Origin of the sequence: Bordetella bronchiseptica (assembly GCF_900636925.1) — a bacterium.
Taxonomy (GTDB): Bacteria; Pseudomonadota; Gammaproteobacteria; order Burkholderiales; family Burkholderiaceae_B; genus Bordetella; species Bordetella pertussis.
In genome coordinates, this window is the sequence record NZ_LR134326.1 from 14,953 (window position 1) to 34,901 (window position 19,949).

Sequence of the window (19,949 nt, forward strand, 5' to 3'; positions counted from 1 at the left end):
TACTATGGCCGTAGTCCGGACCGGGCGCGATGCGCCCGGTCCGGAAGGCTGTGGGAACCTATTCATGATTCTGCTGGAAAAGACTTTCGACCGTACCCTGGATGCGTGGTTGCACACCTACCACGATCCGGCCTGGCGCGGTGCGACGGTGCACGGCTGGCTGTTCGAAGGACCGCAGGCGCGCCGTGCCGCCGAAGCGCGGCTGGCGCAGGCCGGCGTGCGGGCACGGTTTCGCAGCGCGTACAAGCCGCTGCTGCACTATTTCCTGGAAGAGGCGGACCGCGAGGGGCTGGTGGCCGTGCACGTGCGCTACCCGGTGCATCCGCTGGCGCAGCCCAACCGCTTCACGCTGGAGGCCTATCCGCTGGCGGCGCTGCTGGCGGGCGTGGACCTGCGGTTCGAGGCGGGTTCCGCTGCCCTGCACTACGATGTGACGCTGCGCTATGCCGATGGACGCGAGCACCACGAATGCGTCCATGCGCCCAACCGGCCGGCGCCCGGCGCCGATGGCGTGGACGGGCTCTCGCCGTGCGGCTGGCTGCGCGTGTGCGATGCCGCGGGCGAGCCGCGGCTGGACGCGGCGCAGAACACCGAGTTCCAGGCTGCGTTGCGCACCATCGTCGACACGGTCCGCGCGCATGCCTGGGGCATGCGCGAGCCGTACTTCGAGCGCCTGGAGATCCGGGTGGATATTCCGGGCATGGAATTCGACCTGGGTGTCGATGAAGAGCTCCTCAGCACGTACGAGGCCATGCACGAGGATATCTACTTCTCGCTGCTGGAGTTTTTCCAGGGTTACGCCAACCGGCCGTCCGGCGATCGAGGCCTGCAGCCCGGGCAGATCATTCCGCTGGTACGGCGCACCGATGGCCTGGCGCGCGTGCGCATGTCGATCGAGCCGTTCGAGCCGCTCGAACCGGTCGGGCCGGCCGCGCTTGCCGGGCCGTTGGCGCAGACGACGGCGCCGCTGGACGCGGGCCAGATCGCCGGCCAGATGGCGCAGCTGGGTGGCGTGCCTTTCCAGGCGGTATCGCGCCAGGGCCGCCCCGTGCTGGGCGCCTATGTCGCGGGGCCGGGGCCGGCCGTGTTCATTTCGGGGGCGCAGCATGCCAACGAAAGCTCGGGCGTGGTCGGGGCGCTGCGCGCGGCGCAAGCGCTGGTCGCGGGCGGCCAGGCACATTTCGCCCTGATCGCCGCCGAGAACCCCGACGGCTACGCGCTGCACGCACGCCTGCGCGCCGAGCACCCGCGCCACATGCATCATGCGTCGCGCTACAGCGCGCTGGGCGACGACATTGCCTATCGCGAACGCGCGCCGTTCTTCGAGCGCGAGGGACGCCATCAGGCGCGCGCCATCAGCGGCGCGCAGCTGCACATCAATCTGCATGGCTATCCGGCGCATGAGTGGACTCGGCCGCTGTCGGGCTACCTGCCGCGCCACTTCGAGCTGTGGACCATCCCCAGGGGGTTCTTCCTGGTGCTGCGGCACCACCCCGGCCGCGCCGTGCAGGCCCGCCTGCTGATGGAGGGCGTGACGGCGCGGTTGGCGCAACGCCTGCCGGCGCTGGTCGAATTCAATGCACGCCAGCTGGCGCTGTTTCGCGTTCACGCACAGGACCCGGGCCTTGCGCTCATGAACGGAATCGGAGTGCAGATTGCCGAATCGACCCAGGAAGACCTGCCGCTGACCCTGATCTCCGAGTTCCCGGACCAGACTGTCTACGGCGAGCGCTATGTGTTCGCCCACACGGTGCAGATGGAAACCGTGCTGGCCGCTACCGAACTGTACCGGGCCGGCGTATAGCCGCGTCCAAGGATCGCTTGATGAACATACGCGAACGCAATTACGGCGACGATTTCGTGCTCGCCGACATATGGCTGCGCTCGGTGCGCGCCACCCATACGTTCCTGAGCGAGGCGCAGATCCAGGCCATGTATCCGCAGGTGCTCAAGAGCTACCTGCCGTCGGTGCGGGTGTGGGTGTGCGAGGATGGCCAGGGCGGCATCGCCGGCTTCATGGGCATGAGCGGCAACAAGATCGAAATGCTGTTCGTCGACGCCGACAAGCGCGGGCGCGGCGCCGGCCGCCGCCTGCTGAACTTCGCGCGGTCGCTGCACGACAGCCTGCGCGTCGATGTGAACGAGCAGAACGCGCAGGCCGTGGGGTTTTACCTGCACTCCGGTTTCGTGGAAACCGGCCGCTCGGACACCGATGACGCCGGGCGGCCCTTTCCCATCATCCATATGCGGCTGGACGGCTAGAGGGCGCGAGACACGCTGTTGCGCGGATGGGCCGGGGGCGCGGTGGCCGCGTCGCGCCGACGGCACTAGAATTCCTTATCGATGATTTCCGGCGGCGCCCGGTCAACGCGGCGCGCGCTTCGCATGCAAGATATCCACACCCTGCTGTTGCAGTATGGCGACTGGCTGGTGTTTGCCAATGTATTGATCGAACAGGCAGGCCTGCCGATTCCGGCCTATCCGCTGCTGATCGCCGCCGGCGCGCTGTCTGGCGGCCTCGGCGCGTGGTTGCTGGCCTGGCTGGCCGCCACCCTGGCCTGCGTGCTGGCCGACAGCGCCTGGTATCTGGCCGGGCGGCGCTATGGCGGCCGCTTGCTGGGCATGGTGTGCAAGGTTTCGCTGTCGCAGGACTCGTGCATCCGCCAGACCCAGCGGCTGTACCTGCGGGTGGGCGTGCGCGCCCTGCTGGTATCCAAGTTCCTGCCCGGCGCGGGAGCGCTGTCCACGGTGATGGCGGGCCTGACCGGTACGCCCTACCGGCGTTTCGTTGCCTATGACCTGGCCGGTTCGCTGCTGTGGACGGGCTCGGGGTTGCTGCTGGGCGCGCTGTTCCACGAGCTGGTGGGCGACGTGCTGGACCTGCTGGATCGCTACGGCGGGATGGGGCTGGCCCTGCTGGGCGCGCTGCTGGCGCTCTATATCGTGGTGCTGGGCCTGCGCCGCTGGGTGCTGGTGCGCAGCCTGCGCGTCATTCCGCGCATCACCATCGACGAGCTGGTGCGCTGGCGCGCCGATGGCCGCACCCCCGTGGTGGTCGATGTACGGCCCGAGGCGCAGCGCGACGAACAGCGCATTCCGGGCGCCATCGCCATGGACCTGCGCGCGCCGCTGCAGGACCTGCAGTTCGACCCGGAGGCAGGCGACATCGTGGTCTATTGCGCCTGCCCCAACGAAGTGTCGGCGGCCCAGTTGGCCAAGAAGCTGCGCGCCGCCGGCTATCGCAACACCTTCGCATTGCGCGGCGGGTACGAGGCCTGGCGGCGCCACGCGGGGAACTGCCCTGGCGACGAACAGGCCGGGTCATAATCGAAGTTTCGCGCGCGCAAGGCGCGCCGCAATTCGGAGACAGAGCATGCGCATTCTGGTGTTGGGCGCCGGCGGTACCGGTGGATATTTCGGCGGGCGGGCCGCGCAGGCCGGGGCGGACGTGACGTTCCTGGTTCGCGAGGCGCGCGCCGCCCGGCTGCGCGAGCAGGGCCTGCGGATCAAGAGCCCGCGCGGCGATGCGACGCTTGCGCCGCGCCTGGTCACGGCGGCCACGCCGTCCGACGGCTACGACGTGGTGGTGCTGAGCTGCAAGGCCTATGACCTGGACAGCGCCATCGAGGCCATCCGGCCTGCCATGGGTGAGCACACGGCAGTGCTGCCCATCATGAACGGGGTCTTGCAGTATGACGTGCTGGAGCGCGAATTCGGCGCGCATCGCGTGCTTGGCGGGCTGTGCCAGATCAACGCCTCGCTGGGCCCCGAGGGCGAAATCGTGCACATGGGCCAGCATGCCAGCCTGGTGTTCGGCGAACGCGCCGGCCAGGCCGACAGCGCGCGCTGCGTGGCGCTGCGGCAGGCGCTGGCCGACGCGGCGTTCGACTGCCGGCTGAGCGAGGACATCCACCAGGACGTCTGGGAGAAGTTCGTCTTCCTGACCTCGCTGGCTGCCGCCACCTGCCTGATGCGCGCCACCGTGGGCCAGATCTGTTCGACCGGCGACGGAGTCGACTTCATGCGCGCGCTGCTGCGCGAGTCGCAGCAGGTCGCGGCGGCATCCGGCCATCCGGTGCGGCCCGCCGCCGATGCGTCGGCGCTCAAGGTGCTGACCGACCCGGCCCAGCCCATGACGGCGTCGATGTTCCGCGACCTGCGCCAGGGCCGGCCCGTGGAAGCCGACCATATCGTGGGCGACATGGCGCGCCGCGGCAGCCTGCTGGGCGTGGATACGCCCAACCTGCGGGTGGCCTGCATCCATCTGCAGGCGTATCAGGCGCAACGCGCCATTGATGCGTAGATTGCAATAGTCTGTCCGGCCACAGGGGATAGGCGGCCGGCGGCGGCGGGACTAGCATGAAAGCTCCAGGGCAAGGCGCAAACGGTGCGCCGCCCGCTTGCGGAGCAAACAACATGAAGATCGCCCTCATAGGCATTACCGGCCGCGTCGGCTCGCGGCTGGCCGACGAACTCCTGCGGCGCGGCCACCACGTGACCGGCATTGCCCGCGATCCGGCCTCGGTACGGCCGCAGCCGAACCTGACGGCCAGGCAGGGCGACGCCGCCGTGCCCGAGGACCTGGCGCCCATCCTGGCCGGCCATGACGCCGTGATCAGCGCCGCGCGCTTCGTGTCGCTGGACGCCAAGCCACTGCTGGCGGCGATCCGCCAGGCCGGCGTGCCGCGCCTGCTGGTGGTGGGCGGGGCCGGCAGCCTGCAGGTGGCGCCGGGCGTGGCGTTGATCGATACGCCGGAGTTTCCCGACGCATACAAGCCCGAGGCCCGCGCGGGCGTGGTGTTCCTGGACACGCTGCGGCGCGAACAGGAGGTGGAATGGACCTTCCTGTCGCCTTCGGCGCTGTTCGAGCCTGGCGAGCGCACGGGCGAGTTTCGCCTCGGCGCAGATCTGTTGCTGGCCGACGACGAGGGCAAGAGCTGGATTTCGATGGAAGACTACGCGATTGCGCTGGTCGACGAGCTGGAGACGCCGCGCCATGCGCGCCGCCGGTTCACGGTCGGTTATTGAGCCAGCGGCGCCGGGCGTGGCGGACCATGCCCGGCCGGGGCCTTTCTCGGTAAACTGGATGTTCGTTTACCCCCGGCCCATGATGCGAAAAACACTTCATACCCTTGTCCTGAGCATGGCGACCGTGGCGTGCCTGATGTCGGCCGCGCCCGCCTACTCGCAGTCCACCCAGGAAAACAAGGACCTGGTGCTGGCATTTTTTCGCATGATGTTCCAGGACCGCGACGTCGAGGAGGCGGCGCGCCGCTACCTGAGCCCCGCCTACGTGCAGCACAATCCGTACATGGCCGACGGCGTGTCGCCGCTGGTCGATTTCTTCCTGCCGTATTTCGAGCAGAACCCCGAGGCCAGCGTCGAGATCAAGCGCGTCATCGCCGAAGGCGAGCTGGTCGTGGTCCACAATCTGTGGAAGGAATCCCCGGGCGACCGCGGCCAGGCCGTCGTCGACATCTTTCGCGTGCAAAACGGCAAGATCGTGGAGCATTGGGATGTCAGCCAGGAGATTCCCGAGAACCCGGCCAACAAGAACGGCATGTTCTGAGCGGCCATGACGATGGCCTCGCGCGGGCGAGGCCGCGGCGGACAGGGGAGACCGATCATGCGGCGCGTATACCTGGCAGGCTTCGATGTGTTTCGCGCCGATGCGCTGGCGCACGGCGAACGGCTCAAGGCGCTGTGCCGCGAGTACGGCTTCGAAGGCTGCTATCCGCTGGACAACCAGGCGCCCGGGAGCCTGGCCGGCCGTGCGCTGGCCGAATGGATCCTGCGGCAGAACCTGGCGCTGATCGACCGGGCGGACCTGGTCATGGCGAACCTGAATCCGTTTCGTGGCTACGAGCCGGACTCCGGCACCGCGTTCGAGGTGGGCTACGCGGTGGCGCTGGGCAAACCGGTATGGGCCTATACGGCACAGGCGGCCAGCCTGGTCGAGCAGCTTGGCGCAAGACGCGCGCCGCACGACCCGTCGCGTCACGTGGACGCGCAGGGCTACACGGTCGAGGACTTCGGCCTGAATCTCAATCTGATGCTGGCGTGCACCGCCCGCGTGGTGGCCGGCGACGCTGTGCAGTGCCTGGCCGCCATGGCGGCGCAGGCACGTGCGTCGACGTCTTGACGGCTCGCGCGCCTCAGGCGGCGACGGCCAGTTCGGCCGGCGCGCCGGTGGCGCCACGCGCTTGCAGATGCGCCGCCAGTTCGTCGATGGCCAGGGCGACCAGGCCTTCTTTGGCGGCGTAGCGCTCGAGCGACGCGCCGCGCATCATCGTGCCGTCGGCATTCATCAGTTCGCACAGCACGCCGGCCGGGCGCAGGCCCGCCAGGGCCGCCAGGTCCACCGAGCCTTCGGTGTGGCCGCGCCGCGTCAGCACACCGCCTGGCTGCGCGCGCAGCGGGAATACGTGTCCGGGGCTGACCACGTCGCCGCTGCGCGCGCCCGGCGCGATGGCGGCGCGGATGGTGGTGACGCGATCGACCGCCGACACGCCGGTGGTCACGCCTTCGCGTGCCTCGATGGACACCGTAAAGGCCGTCGAGTACCGGCTGCGGTTGCTGTCGACCATGGGCGGCAGCTCCAGGCGGTCGAGGGTTTCGCCCGGCAGGCACAGGCACACGATGCCGCTGCCGTCGCGGATCAGTTGCGCCATGACGGGCACGGTCAGCTTGTCGGCCGCGACGATCAGGTCGGCTTCGTTCTCGCGATCGAAATCGTCCATCAGGATGACGGGGCGGCCGATGCGCAGGTGCTGCAGGGCGCGCTCCAGGCGCGTGGCGAACGGCTGGGCGAACAGGGGGGAAACAGGGGTGGGAACGACGTTGGACATTGAAACGCTCTCGCAAAAAAGGAAATGGCGAAAAACGTTTCAGGGCTAAATCGACAGCCAAACGCAATACCGCGCAGGCGCGCAAGCGCCCGTCTGGCGGGAAAGTGCCGGCACATCTTCTCTCATCCGGACTATGACCGTCGGCCCTGGCATCTCACCAGGTCTGCTGACCCCTGCGCTGTTGCCAACGCAGGGCGCTCGCGGGCTCGCCACATTGCGTGGCATACCGCCGGTGGGGAATTGCACCCCGCCCTGAAGACGTACTGCTTGGGGACGGACGGTGCTTTGCGGCGCCGCCGGCCCTGTACCGCATTGCTGCGGCCGGCCCATTGTACGCCGATTGCGATGCGGCGCCCGACAGACCCTGTCGGCCTTAGGCCTTTTCGGCGCTCCTGGCCTTGGTCTTTTTCTTCTCGGGCAGGGCCAGCATGGTGCCGCGGCACGGCGTCGTGCCGCACAGGCAGCGGTAGCCTTCTTTCAGCTTCCTGGTGATCCTGCCGTCGAGCACCAGGCCATAGTCGTAGAACAGCTCTTCGCCGCGCGCGATATCGCGCAGCGCCACGATATAGACGCGCTTGCCGTGGCGGCCTTCCTGCGCTTCGCAGTTGGGGTCGCACGAGTGGTTGATCCAGCGCGCGTCGTTGCCTTCGTCGCCGCCGTCGATGACGCGGCCGGAACTCAGCGAGAAGAAGAAGGTATGGAACGGATCGTCCGGATTGGTGGGGTGCCGGCGATCGGCTTCTGCGGCGCTGATGCGCTTGCCGCCGTATTCGATGATGCGGGTGCCGGCCGGGATCTTGCGCGTCGCGAAGACGCCGTTGCCGTGCAGCCTGGAGCGGCGCACGGAGTGCCAGGGTTTGATGATCTCGGTCATAGGATGCAAAAGGCGTGGGCGGGCAAGCGGGCCATTATATCGACGGCGCCGCGCGCTTCACAGGCTATAGTTGTGGTTGCCGAAGTTCCGTTGTAGCCAGATTGTCATGATTGTCCGTCCGCGCCCTACCGCCTGGGGCCTGCTGTTCATTTTGCGCGGCTCCGTCATTCCGCACATTGCCGCCAAGGTTGCCGTCATCGTTGCGTTGTCCTGTGTCGTTGCGTGGCTGCACGCGCGCCAGTGGTTCGCGCCCGGCCACCTCAATGCCGTGCCCTTTTCGCTGTTCGGCCTGGCCCTGTCGGTGTTCCTGGGTTTTCGCAACAACGTCTGCTACGACCGCTGGTGGGAGGCCCGCAAGCAATGGGCCGAATTGAGCGCGCAGTGCCGCAGCCTCGCGCGCGAGACTGCGGCCGTGTTGTCCGGCGCGGCCGACGCGCCGCGCCAGGCGCGTATCGTGCGCCGCCTGATCGGCTTCAATCATGCGCTGGTCGCGCGCCTGCGCGGCGGCGATCCCTTGACCGCCGCGCGCCCCTGGCTGCCGGACGACGAAAGCATGGCGCTGGCCGGCCACCGCAACGTGCCCGATGCCATCCTGCGCGCCGTGACCGGCGACCTGCACGAAGGCGGGCCGCAGCGCCGCTATGGCGAGGTGGTGTACCAGGGGTTGCAGCAACGCGTGCTGGCCTGCGCGCAAGTGCAGGCGGCCTGCGAGCGCATCAAGACCACGCCCACGCCGTTCGCGTATTCGCTGCTGCTGCATCGGACGGCCTGGCTGTTCTGCCTGCTGCTGCCGTTCGGCCTGGTGGGCACGCTGGGGCCGCTGACACCGTTGGCGGTGGCGTTCGTCGCCTACACGTTCTTCGGCCTGGATGCCTTGGGCGATGAGCTGGAGGAGCCGTTCGGCCTGGCCGAGAACGACCTGCCGCTGGCCGCGCTGGCGCGCGATCTCGAAATCGACCTGCTCGAGGGCCTGGGTGCCCATCCCCTGCCCGCGCCCTTGTTGCCGCGCGGCTATGTGCTGACCTGAACGGCCAGGCGCGGCGTCATGCCTGCTCGGGCGGCGGCGTGAGCGGCAGCCGGGTTTCCTTCAGGCTGCGCAGCACGAAGCAGGACTTGCTGTGCCGGATGCCCGGAATGCGATAGAGACGTTCGCGCAGCAGCCGCTCGTAATCGCGCGTATCGCGTACCGCGATGCGTATGTAGTAATCGTAATCGCCCGAGACCAGGAAGGCTTCCAGCACTTCGGGGATCTGCGCCAGCGCGCGCCCGAACTCGTAGAGCGTTTCCTCGCTGTGGCTTTCCAGCGTGACATGCACGATGACGGTATCGGTAAAGCCGATGCTGGCGGGGTCGATGTCGACCGTATAGCCGCGTATGATGCCGGCGCCTTCCATGCGCTTGATGCGATTCCAGCACGGGGTGGACGACAAGCCGACCGCCGCGCCGATATCGTTGAGGCTGGCGCGCGCGTTGTCCTGCAGGGCCTTCAAAATCGCCAGATCGAACTTGTCCAGTTTCATTTTCTAAATCGGATGATAAACATGGGCTAATTTACTGCGATTTGGGGTATTTGTTGGAAAAGAAGATAAATATTCTTCCTAGAACCCCATAAGATGGTCAGCATGAACGACCGTCTGCATACCTCCACGCTTTCCGCCCTTCAGCAAGCCGAACACGCGGCCGCCGTCAATGGCGCGAAGATTCTCCTGCACACCCTGATCGAGCGTGGCGTCGACACGGTGTTCGGCTATCCGGGCGGCGCCGTGTTGCCGCTATACGACGCTTTGTACGCCGAGCCGCGCTTGCGGCATGTGCTGGTGCGCCATGAACAGGCCGCGGTGCACGCGGCGGAAGGCTACGCGCGCACCACCGGCAGGCCGGGCGTGGTGTTCGTCACCTCGGGGCCGGGCATGGCCAACACCACTTCGGGTTTGCTGGACGCCATGTGCGATTCGGTGCCTGTGCTGTGCATCAGCGGCCAGGTCTCGACCGCGGCGATCGGCACCGACGCGTTCCAGGAATGCGACGCCATCGGCATTTCGCGGTCGGTCACCAAGTGGAATACGCAGATTCGCGCGGTCCAGGACGTGGCCGAGGTGGTGGGCCGCGCCTTCGACCTGACGCGCCAGGGACGTCCCGGTCCGGTGCTGGTGGATTTTCCGAAAGACATCCAGCTGGCCAGCCCGGCGGACGCGCCGCAGGGCGAGGCCGATCCGGCGCGCAGGCAGTTGGCGGCGCTGCGCGCACGGCGCCAGGGCGGCAAGGCCGCCACACGGGTGCCGCAGGGTGCGGTACGGCGCGCCGCGGCGCTGCTGGCGCAGGCGCGCCGGCCGGTTTTCTACGGCGGCGGCGGTCTGGTCAATTCGGGGCCACAGGCTTGCGCCGCGTTCACCGAGCTGGTGCGCCAGAGCGGCGCGCCCTGCACGCTGACCCTGATGGGACTGGGCGCGTTTCCCGCCTCGGATCCGCAGTTCGTGGGCATGCTGGGCATGCACGGCACTCTGGAGGCCAACCTGGCCATGCACAACGCCGATCTGGTCGTGTGCATCGGCGCGCGCTTCGACGATCGCATTACCGGCAAGCTGTCCGAGTTCTGTCCGCATGCGCGCAAGATCCACATCGACATCGATCCGGCGTCGATCAACAAGGTCGTGCGCGTGGACGTCGCCCTGGTGGGCGACTGCCTGCCGCTGGTGCAGGCGCTGCGCGACGAACTGGCGGCAAGCCCGCTGCCGGCGCAGCGGCTGGGGCCCTGGTGGCAGCGTATCGACACCTGGCGCGCCCGGGACTGCCTGGCGTACACGCCGGCGGCCGACGAGATCCTGCCGCAGCATCTCATGCACCGCCTGGGCGCGGCGCTGGACGGACGCGACGCCATCGTGTCGACCGATGTGGGCCAGCACCAGATGTGGGCCGCGCAGTACCTGCGCTTCGACCGTCCCAACCGCTGGCTGACCTCGGGCGGCGCGGGCACCATGGGCTACGGCGTGCCGGCGGCGATCGGCGCGCAGATCGCGCATCCCGGCAAGACCGTGGTGTGCGTCAGCGGCGACGCGTCGGTGCTGATGAACATCCAGGAGTTGTCCACCGCCATGCAGCATGACGTGCCGGTCAAGATCGTGCTGTGCAACAACGGCTACATGGGCATGGTGCGCCAGTGGCAGGAGTTGATCCATGGCGGGCGCTACAGCCACAGCTACAACGCGTCGCTACCGGATTTCGTGGCGCTGGCGCGCGCCTTCGGCTGGGGCGCGGCGCGCGTGGAGCGGCCGCAGGACCTGGACGCCGCGCTGGCGGCCTGCCTCGAACACCCTGGTCCCTACTTCCTCGACGTGGCGGTGGCCGAGCAGGAGAACTGCTTTCCCATGATGCCGGCCGGCCATGGCCACCATCGCATGATGCTGGCCGAAGGCCAGTGGTACGAGGAGCCGCCCTTGCCGGAGTCTCCGGGCCCGCAGGCATGATCCCGGGCGCCTGTCCCCCACGGGGACAGATACCGTCTTGGCGGGCAGCTAGCGTAGATGGCGTATGACGGGGTGCCTGTCCCGGCGGGGACAGGCACCCGGAGTCTCGCGGGGACAGGCGCCCCGGCAGGTCGGCGCGCGCCTACACGCAGCGGCCGCCATCCACCTCCAGGCAGGCGCCGGTGATGAAGGCGGCTTCGTCGCTGGCCAGGTACAGGCAGGCGTTGGCGATGTCCTGCGGCGTGGAGAAGCGGCCCAGCGGGATGGTGGCGAGAAAGCGCTTGCGGTTCTCGGGCGTGTCGGGCACGCCCATGAAGTCCGCCAGCAGGCCGGTGGCGCCGATCACGGGGTTGACGCAATTGACGCGGATGTTGTCCGGCCCCAGCTCGGCGGCCATCGATTTGCTGGTGGTGACCACCGCGCCCTTGCTGCCGTTGTACCAGGTGAGCCCCGGACGCGGACGTATCGCGGCCGTGGAGGCGATATTGATGAACGAGCCGCCGCCATGGGCGCGGAAGTGCGGCACCATGTGCCTGGCGGTCAGGTAGATGCTCTTGACGTTGATCGCGTAGATGCGGTCGAACTCGTCTTCCTCGACCTCCAGCATGGGCCGGTTGCGGTGCGTGGTGCCGGCGTTGTTGACGACGATGTCCAGGCCGCCGAATGCCTTCAGCGTGGCGGCCAGCAGGTTGGCCACCGCGGCGTTGTCCGAGACGTCGGCGCGCACGAAGACGGCCTGGCCGCCGGCTGCGTTGATCGCCGCCGCCACGCGCTGGCCGCCGGCTTCGTTGATATCGGCGACCACCACCTTGGCGCCTTCGCGCGCGAAGGTCGCGGCGATGCCTTCGCCAAAGCCCGAGCCCGCGCCGGTGACGATGGCCGTTTTGCCATTCAATCGCATCCTGTGTCTCCTCGTTGTCGGTATGGGTCAGTCGTGCTTGATCGAGATGGTCTTGAGCACCGTGAAGCCGTAGAGCGCCTCGAAGCCCTTCTCGCGTCCATGGCCGCTGGCCTTCACGCCGCCGAAGGGCAGTTCGATGCCGCCGCCCGCGCCGTAGTTGTTGATGAAGACCTGGCCGCTGCGCACTTTGCGCGCGATGCGCAGCTGGCGGCCGCCGTCGCGGGTCCATACGCTGGCCGCCAGGCCATACTCGGTGGCGTTGGCGATGCGCACCGCGTCGGCCTCGTCGTCGAACGGAATGGCCGCCAGCACGGGACCGAAGACTTCTTCCTGCGCCAGCGGGTGGTCCACCGGCACGTCGCGCAGCAGCGTGGGCGCCTGGTAGTAGCCCTCGGCCGGCGCCTCGGGGACGATGCGGCCTTGCGCCACCGTGGCGATGCCATCGCCGCGCGCCAGGTCCAGGAAGCCGCGCACGCGCTCCTGCTGGGTCTTGCGGATCAGCGGGCCGCAATCCAGGTCGCTTTGCGCGGGGCCGGCGCGCAGGGCCGCGAAGGCCGCGCCCAGGCGCTCCAGCACGCGCTCGTAGGCGCCGCGCTCGACCAGCAGGCGGCTGCCGGCCGAGCAGGTCTGGCCGGCGTTCTGCACGATGGCGTTGACGGCCACCGGCACCAGGGCGTCGAGATCGGCGTCGGCGAAGACGATCTGCGGCGATTTGCCGCCCAGCTCCAGCGTGACCGGGACATGGCGCTCGGCCGCAGTCTGGGTGACCAGCACGCCCACGCGCGGCGAGCCGGTGAACGAGATGTGGTCGATGCCCGGGTGGCGCGTCAGGGCGTCGCCGGCCTCATGGCCATAGCCGGTGACGATATTGAGCGCGCCAGCGGGAAAGCCGGTTTCGGCGGCCAGTTCGGCCACGCGCAGCAGCGACAGGCAGGCATCCTCGGCGGGCTTGACCACGCAGGCGTTGCCGGCCGCCAGCGCGGCCCCGACGCTGCGGCCGAAGATCTGCAGGGGGTAGTTCCAGGGCACCACGTGGCCGGTGACGCCGTGCGGCTCGCGCAGCGTCAGTACGGTGTAGCCCTGCTGGTAGGGGATGGTCTCGCCGTGCAGCTTGTCGGCCGCGCCGCCGTAGTATTCGAAATAGCGGGCGATGGCGAGGACGTCGGCGCGGGCCTGCTTGAGCGGCTTGCCGCAATCGCGCGATTCCAGCGCGGTCAGTTCGTCGCGGTGCTCCAGCACCTTGAGCGAGAGCGCCAGCATGAGCCGGCCGCGCTCGGCGGCGCTGAGGCGGCCCCAGGCGCCCTCGTAGGCGCGCCGCGCGGCCTGCACCGCGAGGTCGATGTCGGCGGCGTTGCCGCGCGCGATGCTGTCGAACTCCTGTCCGGTGGACGGGTCGATGACCGGAATGCGTTCGCCCGACGATCCGGGTACGGAGGCGTTGTCGATAAAGTGCTGCTTCATGCTGTACCACCTCTGAAGAATGTTGGGGAAGTCCTGCACGGAAGCGGTGCGCAGCCTCGCGGGTCGGACAGAATCAGAACTGGACCGACAGCCCTCCGTCGACCACCAGCACGTGACCGTTGACATACGAGGCCGCCGGCGATGCCAGGAAGACGGCCGCGCCGGCGATCTCTTCGGGATCGCCCCAGCGGCCGGTAGGGTTGCGCGCCGCCATGGCCGCGCCTGCCTGCGGATCGTTGGCCATCGCCGCGTTGGTCTCGGTGGCGAACGCGCCGGGCGCGATGGCGTTGCTGGTGATGCCGTGGCGGCCGAACTCCACGGCCAGGGCGCGCATCATGCCGGTCAGGCCCTGCTTGGCGGCCGGATAGACGGCGTCGTTGGCGCGCGCCAGTTCGCCCGCCACCGAGGTGATCGCGATGAGGCGGCCATAGCGCTGGCGCACCATGCGTTGGGCCGCCAGCCGCGCCAGCAGGATGCCGGCGACCAGGTTGGTGTCCATCATGGCGCGGATTTCGGCCGGGCTGGTCTCGGCCAGCGGCTTGCGGTTGCGAGCCCCGACATTGTTGACCAGGATGTCGAGCCGGCCGTGTTCGGCGTCGATGCGCGCGAAGGCCTGCTCCGTGGCCTGCTCGTCGGATACGTCGAACGGCAGCGCGCTGGCGCGCAGGCCCTGCTGGCGCAGGTCCGACACGGCGGCCTCGACGGCGTGCGCGTCGCGGCCGTTGAGCAGTACATGGGCGCCGCTGCCGGCCAGTGCCTGCGCGATGCGCAGCCCCAGGCCGCGAGCCGAGCCGGTGACCAGGGCCACCTGGCCGGACAGGGCGAAGCGTTGCAGATACGGTAGGGAGATCATGTCTACGGACGGTCAGTCACGGAATTCCGGGGCCCAGTGCAATAGTCTACGCTCGAGCCACGTTACACAGTACACCAGGACGATACCGACGACGGAGAGCAGCGTTACGGCCGCGAACATGTCGGTGGCGTTCAGCGTGGCCAGCGCGGTGATCATCAGGTAGCCCATGCCGGTGGTCGAGCCGACGAATTCGGCCAGCACCACGCCGATGAGCGCGAAGCTGATGGCGTTGGGCAGCGCCGCGAAGGTCCAGGCCGCGGCGGTCGGGATGCGCACGCGCCACAGGATCTGGCGCGGCGAGCCGCCCAGGGTGCGGCAGAAGTCCACCAGCTCGCGTTCGACGCTGCGGCCGCCCTTGTAGGTATTGAAGAACACCAGGAAAAACACCACGAACCACGAAGTCACGACCTTGGAGGCCATGCCCAGCCCGAAGAACATCGTGATCAGCGGAACGAAGGCGATGCGCGGCATCGAATTGAAGGCCACGATGAACGGGTTGAACACATCGGCCAGCATGCGGCTGCGCGACAGCGCCAGGCCGACCACGAAGCCGCTGCCCACGCCAACCGCCAGGCCGAGCAGCGTGGCCTGCAGCGTCAGCCACAGGTGCGGCCAGACCGATCGCGGTCCGGGTTGCATCCATTGCCACAGGCGCTGCGCCACGCGCGAGGGCTGGCTGATGAAGAAGGGATCGAAGATCGTGTTCTGCACGAACCAGGGAACGCGCGTCAGGCCTTCCCAGGCGCCCAGGATGAGCGCCAGGATGAGCAGCTGCCATGCCGTGACGCGCAGGCGGCGCCGCGCGCCGTGTTCGCGGTCTTGCCGCAGGCCATCGCGCAGCGCGTCCGGGAGCGGGGAATCGGAGGACATCGGCGGGCTCAGGCGGCGTTGCGGAACTGCTGGCCCAGGACGGCCCACAGGCTGCGCATATGCGCGGTGAACTGCGGCGTGTCGCGCAGCGTGAAGACGTCGCGCGGGTGGGCGATGGCGATGCGCTCGTCGAGCAGCACGCGGCTGGGCGGGCCCGACAGGACGACGACCCGGTCGGCCAGCGTGATCGCCTCGTCCAGGTCGTGCGTGACCATGACGATGGTCTGGCCCAGCTTGCGCCAGATCTCGCCCAGCTCGCGATGCAGATGGGTCTTGGTGTGGGTGTCGAGCGCGCCGAAGGGTTCGTCCAGCAACAGGATGCGCGGCTCGACGGCCAGGCTCATCAGCAGCGCCACGCGGCGGCGCATGCCGCCGGACAACTGGTGCGGATAGGCGTTGGCAAAACCGCTCAGGTGTCCCAGTTCCAGCAGTTCGTCCACGCGCCGGGCGATGCGCGCGCTGTCCACGCCCTGGAACCGCAGGCCCAGCGCCACGTTCTTGCGCACATTGAACCAGGGCAGCAGGGTGTCTTTCTGGAAGATGTAGCCCAGCGCCGGCGGAACCTGGCCGGCCACCGGCGCGCCGGCGACGCGGACCGTGCCGGTGGTGGGCGGCAGGAAGCCCGCGATCATGTTCAGCAGCGTGCTCTTGCCGCAGCCGGACGGGCCGACGATGGCGACGAACTCGCCGTCGTCGATGCGCAGGCTGACCTCGCCTACGGCGTGCACGGTGGCATTGCGGGCCTGGTAGACCTTGCCGACGTGCTCGAGCTCGATCATCACAGGCCCCGGGCCTTGCGCACGAATCGCATGTCCACGCAGGCGCTGTACGGCACCTTCTTCAGCTCCTCGTTGGAGAACTGGCGGCCGTCGCCCATGATGGCGGTCATGCGCGCGTAGGCATCCTCGGTGATGATGTTGTCGCGCAGGAAGACCGTTTGCTGGTACAGCCCAATGGTCTTCTCGATGGCCGGCCGCGCGTAGGCGTTGAGGTAGTCGTCGTAGATCAGATCGGTGACGGCGGCCGCGCTGTTGGCGCTGATGAAATCCTGCGCCTTGACCAGGGCGCCGACGAAGGCCTGCACCACTTCCGGGCGTTTCTGGATGGTGTCCTGCAGCGTCAGCGCGGCGATGCCGGGCACGTCGCCACCCATGAACTCCTGCCACGAGGCTTCCGTGGTGGCGTCGAAGATGGGCATGCCCCAGCCTTCCTGGACGGCCTGTTCCATCATCGACAGCGTCGCCATCGAGGCGGATACCGAACCGGTCTTCAGCGCGCCCAGCATGGTGGCCAGGTCGCCCAGCGGGCGGATATCGACCTTGTCGGCCACGCCGGCCTTCTGCATCAGGTACAGCGCCATCAGCCAGGTGCTCGATTGCGGCTGCGTCGCGCCCACGCGCTTGCCGGCCAGGTCGGCAAGCGTGCGGATCTTGCCGCTTTCGTAGTCGGCCCGGCGCACGATGATGTTGGCGTAGGTCAGCTTGCGGTCGAACCCGAATACCAGGGCGGCCGGCTTGCCGGCCAGCGTCAGCGCCGGCGCGGCGGTGGCCGCGGTGGCGCCGAACACGATCTGCCCGGCGGCCAGCAATTGGTTGGTGCGCGGGCCGCTTTGCGAGTTCAGGTATTCCACCTCCAGCCCGTCTGCGGCGAAATAGCCCTGCTTCAGCGCCACGTATCCCGCGGCGAAGAACGGATCGATGCTGCCCTGGCCGTAGGCAACGCGGCCCAGCGCCGGCTGCGCCCAGGACAGGCGCGAGCCCGCCAGGCCCACGGCCATCAGGGCGCCGCTGCCGGCCAGGAAGCGCCGCCGCGTGGCGCCGCGGGGGGAACGGAGTGCAGTCATGTCATCCTCGAATGGGGGGGCGGTTTTGCCAGTGGATTGCGGCAACGATAACGCAACTGGCCGCGTCGGTCGCGTGGACCGCGCGGCGCGGGTACGGGCAGGATGCGGCGCGCCATCGCGCGGGGTGCGCGATGACGCGGGGCTGTGCGCTCAGGCAGCCGATTTCTTGGCGGCCTTCCTGGCGGCGGTCTTGGTGGCCGCCTTCTTGGGGGCAGCTTTCTTGACGGCCTTCTTGGCCGCGGTCTTGGCAGGCGCCTTGGCCGCCGTCTTGGTGGCGGTCTTGCCTGCCGCCTTCTTGGCCGCCGCGCCGGGGCGGCCAGGCTTGTCGCCGCGCGGCTCGAATTCGAAGCCTACCTTGCCGTCGGGTTGGCGCACCAGGAAGGCCTTGAACTTGCGGTTGGTCCGGCTGGAGACGAAGCCGTCGAGCAAGTCGGTGCGGCCGGCGGTCAACAGCTTTTCCATCTGCTCGCGCGAGATCTCCTGTTGCAGGATCACCTTGCCCGAGCGGAAGTCGCAGCTTTTCTGCGGGCCGACCGATTTCTCGCACACGTAGCTCATGCCGTGCTCGAAGACGCGCGCGCTGCATTTCGGGCAGGCGCCCACGGACGTGTGGCCGGAGAAGTCGACGGCTTCGTTGTCTTCCTCGTCGTTCTGGCCGAAGTCGAACTCCAGCTTGTACTCGCCGCTGATGCGCAGGATGGCGGCGAACGGGCGGCCCATCTTGCTGATGAACCCCTGCAGCGGGCCGATCTCGCGCTTGGCCAGCAATTCTTCGACCTCGGGCAGTTCGAAGGTGCGCCCGCCCGGATGCTTGCCGATCGAGAAATCGCACTGGGTGCAGGCGAAGCGGCGATAGTTTTCCTTGACCACGCCGCCGCACTTGGGACAAGGCGTTTGCAGCGTGGCGTAATCGCCCGGCACGGTGTCGCGTTCGTACTCCTTGGCGCGCTTGACGATGACCTGGGTCATCTGGGCAATCTCGCGCATGAAGGCAGCGCGGTCCAGCGCGCCCTGCTCGATCTGCTTGAGCTTGTGCTCCCACTCGCCGGTGAGTTCGGGCGAGGTGAGTTCGGAGACGTCCAGCCCCGAAAGCAGCGTCATCAGCTGGCGCGCCTTGGCCGTGGGGACCAGGTCGCGCCCGTCGCGGCGCAGGTACGCCTCGTTGAGCAGGCCTTCGATGATGGCCGCGCGGGTGGCCGGCGTACCCAGGCCGCGCTCGGACATGGCCTCGCGCAGCTCTTCGTCGTCGACCAGCTTGCCGGCGCCTTCCATCGCCGACAGCAGCGTGGCTTCGTTGTAGCGCGCCGGCGGCTTGGTCGCCAGGCCGACCGCTTCGACGTCCTCGGCGCGCACGGTCTCGCCGTCGGCCACCGGCACCAGGTTGGCGTCCTCGCCCTGGGCCTCCTTGCCGTAGACGGCCAGCCAGCCGGGGGTGACCAGCACTTTGCCCTCGGTCTTGAAACGGTGGCCCTGCACTTCGGTCAGGCGCGTGGTGACGCGGTACTCGGCGGCCGGGAAGAACACCGCCAGGAAGCGCTTGAGCACCAGGTCGTACAGCTTGCCTTCGGCTTCGCTCAGGTCGCGCGGCACCTGCAGCGTGGGGATGATGGCGAAGTGATCGGACACCTTCTTGTTGTCGAAGATGCGCCGGTTGGGCTTGACCCAGTTTTGCGCGAGTACCGTATCGGCATGGCGCGACAGGGCGCCGACGGCGTTGGAGTCGCCCTGCGCCAGGACCTGCATGGTCTGGCGCACGGTGTTGATGTAGTCCTCGGGCAGATAGCGCGAATCGGTACGCGGGTAGGTCAGCGCCTTGTGCCGCTCGTACAGCGTCTGCGCCAGCGCCAGGGTGGTCTTGGCCGAGAAGCCGAAGCGGCCGTTGGCCTCGCGCTGCAGCGAGGTGAGGTCGTACAGCGCCGGCGACATCTGCGTCGAGGGCTTGGATTCCTCGGTGACGCTGCCGCTCTGGGCGCGGCAGGCCGCCACCACGCTTTGCGCGGCGGCCAGCGACCACAGGCGCGACTCGCGCTTTTCCGGATCGCGCTCGTCTTTCTTGAATGCGGGGTCGATCCAGCGGCCTTCGTACAGGCCGGCGGCCGCCACGAAGGTGGCGTGCACTTCCCAGTAGTCGCGCGAGACGAACGAACGGATGCGGTTTTCGCGTTCATTGACGATGGCCAGCGTGGGCGTCTGCACCCGGCCGACCGGCGTCTTGAAAAAGCCGCCGTCCTTGCTGTTGAAGGCGGTCATGGCGCGCGTGCCGTTGATCCCCACCAGCCAGTCGGCCTCGGCGCGCGAGCGCGCGGCGGCCTCCAGCGGCTTGAGCTGTTCGTCGTCGCGCAGGTTGGCGAAGGCGTCGCGGATCGCCTGCTGCGTCATCGATTGCAGCCACAGGCGCTGGATCGGCTTTTTCACGCCGGCGAACTGGACGATGTAGCGGAAGATCAGTTCGCCTTCGCGCCCGGCGTCGCAGGCGTTGATGATGGCGTCGACATCCTTGCGCTTGGCCAGCCGTACCAGCAGCTTGAGGCGCTCGGCCGATTTCTTGTCGGTCGGTCCCAGTTCGAAGGCGGGCGGGATCACCGGCAGGTGCGTGAAGCTCCATTTGCCCTTGACCGGGTCGTTGGGCGCCACCAGACTGAGCAAATGTCCGATACTGGAAGCCAGCACGTAACGATCGCTTTCAAAATAGTCGCCCTCGCGCGCAAAGCCTCCCAAGGCGCGTGATATATCCAGGGCCACCGAGGGTTTCTCGGCAATAATCAACGTTTTGTTCATGTGTATCCAGTGGCGGCAGTCCCGCCGCAGTTAGCGCGGATGATAAGAGCGGAGAAT

General features: G+C 68.3%; 19 protein-coding genes and 1 riboswitch. Of the genes, 9 read left to right on the top strand and 10 right to left on the bottom strand.

The features are described from left to right. Window positions 1-4: 4 nt before the first annotated feature. The 7 genes from EL288_RS00060 to EL288_RS00090 all read left to right on the top strand — a co-directional run bounded on the left by EL288_RS00060 (window position 5) and on the right by EL288_RS00090 (window position 6,142). Window positions 5-1,804, top strand: a complete 1,800-nt coding sequence (locus tag EL288_RS00060) for a M14 family metallopeptidase (protein WP_080703019.1) — start codon at window positions 5-7, stop codon at window positions 1,802-1,804. A gap of 20 nt (window positions 1,805-1,824) precedes the next feature. Continuing rightward, window positions 1,825-2,262, top strand: coding sequence for an acetyltransferase (locus EL288_RS00065; protein ID WP_003816007.1), 438 nt, complete (start codon window positions 1,825-1,827; stop codon window positions 2,260-2,262). Between the two features lie 123 nt (window positions 2,263-2,385). Next, window positions 2,386-3,327 carry a DedA family protein/thiosulfate sulfurtransferase GlpE gene (locus tag EL288_RS00070; protein ID WP_010929546.1) on the top strand — a complete coding sequence of 314 codons (942 nt, stop codon included), beginning with the start codon at window positions 2,386-2,388 and terminating at the stop codon, window positions 3,325-3,327. A gap of 46 nt (window positions 3,328-3,373) precedes the next feature. After that, complete coding sequence (panE, locus tag EL288_RS00075) at window positions 3,374-4,303, top strand: 2-dehydropantoate 2-reductase (RefSeq protein ID WP_003816003.1); 930 nt, start codon at window positions 3,374-3,376, stop codon at window positions 4,301-4,303. Between the two features lie 113 nt (window positions 4,304-4,416). Then, window positions 4,417-5,028, top strand: coding sequence for an NAD(P)-dependent oxidoreductase (locus EL288_RS00080; RefSeq protein WP_003816000.1), 612 nt, complete (start codon window positions 4,417-4,419; stop codon window positions 5,026-5,028). A gap of 16 nt (window positions 5,029-5,044) precedes the next feature. Continuing rightward, the gene (locus EL288_RS00085) at window positions 5,045-5,569 is read left to right on the top strand and encodes a nuclear transport factor 2 family protein (RefSeq protein WP_003815998.1); all 525 of its coding nucleotides are present in this window, start codon (window positions 5,045-5,047) and stop codon (window positions 5,567-5,569) included. A 57-nt stretch (window positions 5,570-5,626) separates the two neighbouring features. Then, window positions 5,627-6,142, top strand: a complete 516-nt coding sequence (locus tag EL288_RS00090) for a nucleoside 2-deoxyribosyltransferase (RefSeq protein ID WP_003815996.1) — start codon at window positions 5,627-5,629, stop codon at window positions 6,140-6,142. Window positions 6,143-6,155: 13 nt separating this feature from the next. Here the strand turns inward: EL288_RS00090 and ribB are convergent, their stop codons facing one another. After that, window positions 6,156-6,848: a 3,4-dihydroxy-2-butanone-4-phosphate synthase gene (gene ribB, locus EL288_RS00095; RefSeq protein WP_003815993.1), complete on the bottom strand. Its 693-nt coding sequence runs from the start codon at window positions 6,846-6,848 to the stop codon at window positions 6,156-6,158. Window positions 6,849-6,958: 110 nt separating this feature from the next. Next, a riboswitch (FMN riboswitch) is annotated at window positions 6,959-7,112 on the bottom strand. A 109-nt stretch (window positions 7,113-7,221) separates the two neighbouring features. Next, window positions 7,222-7,722 carry an SET domain-containing protein gene (locus EL288_RS00100; protein ID WP_003815991.1) on the bottom strand — a complete coding sequence of 167 codons (501 nt, stop codon included), beginning with the start codon at window positions 7,720-7,722 and terminating at the stop codon, window positions 7,222-7,224. Between the two features lie 106 nt (window positions 7,723-7,828). Between EL288_RS00100 and EL288_RS00105 the strand changes: the two genes are divergently transcribed. Beyond that, window positions 7,829-8,749 carry a bestrophin family protein gene (locus EL288_RS00105; protein ID WP_003815989.1) on the top strand — a complete coding sequence of 307 codons (921 nt, stop codon included), beginning with the start codon at window positions 7,829-7,831 and terminating at the stop codon, window positions 8,747-8,749. 16 nt (window positions 8,750-8,765) lie between these two features. Here the strand turns inward: EL288_RS00105 and EL288_RS00110 are convergent, their stop codons facing one another. Beyond that, window positions 8,766-9,242 (bottom strand): Lrp/AsnC family transcriptional regulator, encoded by a 477-nt coding sequence (locus EL288_RS00110; RefSeq protein ID WP_003815987.1) that lies wholly within the window; start codon window positions 9,240-9,242, stop codon window positions 8,766-8,768. A 93-nt stretch (window positions 9,243-9,335) separates the two neighbouring features. Here EL288_RS00110 and ilvB point away from each other — a divergent pair, with 93 nt between their 5' ends. Next, window positions 9,336-11,186: a biosynthetic-type acetolactate synthase large subunit gene (gene ilvB / locus EL288_RS00115; RefSeq protein ID WP_003815985.1), complete on the top strand. Its 1,851-nt coding sequence runs from the start codon at window positions 9,336-9,338 to the stop codon at window positions 11,184-11,186. 142 nt (window positions 11,187-11,328) lie between these two features. Here the strand turns inward: ilvB and EL288_RS00120 are convergent, their stop codons facing one another. The 7 genes from EL288_RS00120 to EL288_RS00150 form a co-directional block, all read right to left on the bottom strand. Beyond that, window positions 11,329-12,087: an SDR family oxidoreductase gene (locus EL288_RS00120; protein WP_003815983.1), complete on the bottom strand. Its 759-nt coding sequence runs from the start codon at window positions 12,085-12,087 to the stop codon at window positions 11,329-11,331. Between the two features lie 27 nt (window positions 12,088-12,114). Next, window positions 12,115-13,548 carry an aldehyde dehydrogenase family protein gene (locus tag EL288_RS00125; protein ID WP_033448980.1) on the bottom strand — a complete coding sequence of 478 codons (1,434 nt, stop codon included), beginning with the start codon at window positions 13,546-13,548 and terminating at the stop codon, window positions 12,115-12,117. 73 nt (window positions 13,549-13,621) lie between these two features. Continuing rightward, on the bottom strand, window positions 13,622-14,401 hold the full coding sequence (locus EL288_RS00130; protein ID WP_003815979.1) for an SDR family oxidoreductase: 780 nt from the start codon (window positions 14,399-14,401) through the stop codon (window positions 13,622-13,624). Window positions 14,402-14,413: 12 nt separating this feature from the next. Next, the gene (locus EL288_RS00135; RefSeq protein ID WP_003815977.1) at window positions 14,414-15,271 is read right to left on the bottom strand and encodes an ABC transporter permease; all 858 of its coding nucleotides are present in this window, start codon (window positions 15,269-15,271) and stop codon (window positions 14,414-14,416) included. A gap of 8 nt (window positions 15,272-15,279) precedes the next feature. Next, window positions 15,280-16,050, bottom strand: a complete 771-nt coding sequence (locus tag EL288_RS00140) for an ABC transporter ATP-binding protein (protein ID WP_020699616.1) — start codon at window positions 16,048-16,050, stop codon at window positions 15,280-15,282. Then, window positions 16,050-17,114, bottom strand: coding sequence for an ABC transporter substrate-binding protein (locus EL288_RS00145; RefSeq protein ID WP_003815974.1), 1,065 nt, complete (start codon window positions 17,112-17,114; stop codon window positions 16,050-16,052). The genes EL288_RS00140 and EL288_RS00145 overlap by 1 nt, the downstream gene beginning before the upstream one ends. Before the next feature lie 150 nt (window positions 17,115-17,264). Then, on the bottom strand, window positions 17,265-19,892 hold the full coding sequence (locus tag EL288_RS00150) for a DNA topoisomerase III (RefSeq protein WP_003815970.1): 2,628 nt from the start codon (window positions 19,890-19,892) through the stop codon (window positions 17,265-17,267). Window positions 19,893-19,949: the final 57 nt, after the last annotated feature.

Bases quoted from the DNA above. Each gene is read 5' to 3' on its own strand.
- EL288_RS00060 (WP_080703019.1), top strand. From the start codon at position 5: ATGGCCGTAGTCCGGACCGGGCGCGATGCGCCCGGTCCGGAAGGCTGT.
- EL288_RS00065 (WP_003816007.1), top strand. From the start codon at position 1,825: ATGAACATACGCGAACGCAATTACGGCGACGATTTCGTGCTCGCCGAC.
- EL288_RS00070 (WP_010929546.1), top strand. From the start codon at position 2,386: ATGCAAGATATCCACACCCTGCTGTTGCAGTATGGCGACTGGCTGGTG.
- panE (WP_003816003.1), top strand. From the start codon at position 3,374: ATGCGCATTCTGGTGTTGGGCGCCGGCGGTACCGGTGGATATTTCGGC.
- EL288_RS00080 (WP_003816000.1), top strand. From the start codon at position 4,417: ATGAAGATCGCCCTCATAGGCATTACCGGCCGCGTCGGCTCGCGGCTG.
- EL288_RS00090 (WP_003815996.1), top strand. From the start codon at position 5,627: ATGCGGCGCGTATACCTGGCAGGCTTCGATGTGTTTCGCGCCGATGCG.
- ribB (WP_003815993.1), bottom strand. From the start codon at position 6,848: ATGTCCAACGTCGTTCCCACCCCTGTTTCCCCCCTGTTCGCCCAGCCG.
- EL288_RS00100 (WP_003815991.1), bottom strand. From the start codon at position 7,722: ATGACCGAGATCATCAAACCCTGGCACTCCGTGCGCCGCTCCAGGCTG.
- EL288_RS00105 (WP_003815989.1), top strand. From the start codon at position 7,829: ATGATTGTCCGTCCGCGCCCTACCGCCTGGGGCCTGCTGTTCATTTTG.
- EL288_RS00110 (WP_003815987.1), bottom strand. From the start codon at position 9,242: ATGAAACTGGACAAGTTCGATCTGGCGATTTTGAAGGCCCTGCAGGAC.
- ilvB (WP_003815985.1), top strand. From the start codon at position 9,336: ATGGTCAGCATGAACGACCGTCTGCATACCTCCACGCTTTCCGCCCTT.
- EL288_RS00120 (WP_003815983.1), bottom strand. From the start codon at position 12,087: ATGCGATTGAATGGCAAAACGGCCATCGTCACCGGCGCGGGCTCGGGC.
- EL288_RS00125 (WP_033448980.1), bottom strand. From the start codon at position 13,548: ATGAAGCAGCACTTTATCGACAACGCCTCCGTACCCGGATCGTCGGGC.
- EL288_RS00130 (WP_003815979.1), bottom strand. From the start codon at position 14,401: ATGATCTCCCTACCGTATCTGCAACGCTTCGCCCTGTCCGGCCAGGTG.
- EL288_RS00135 (WP_003815977.1), bottom strand. From the start codon at position 15,271: ATGTCCTCCGATTCCCCGCTCCCGGACGCGCTGCGCGATGGCCTGCGG.
- EL288_RS00140 (WP_020699616.1), bottom strand. From the start codon at position 16,050: ATGATCGAGCTCGAGCACGTCGGCAAGGTCTACCAGGCCCGCAATGCC.
- EL288_RS00145 (WP_003815974.1), bottom strand. From the start codon at position 17,114: ATGACTGCACTCCGTTCCCCCCGCGGCGCCACGCGGCGGCGCTTCCTG.
- EL288_RS00150 (WP_003815970.1), bottom strand. From the start codon at position 19,892: ATGAACAAAACGTTGATTATTGCCGAGAAACCCTCGGTGGCCCTGGAT.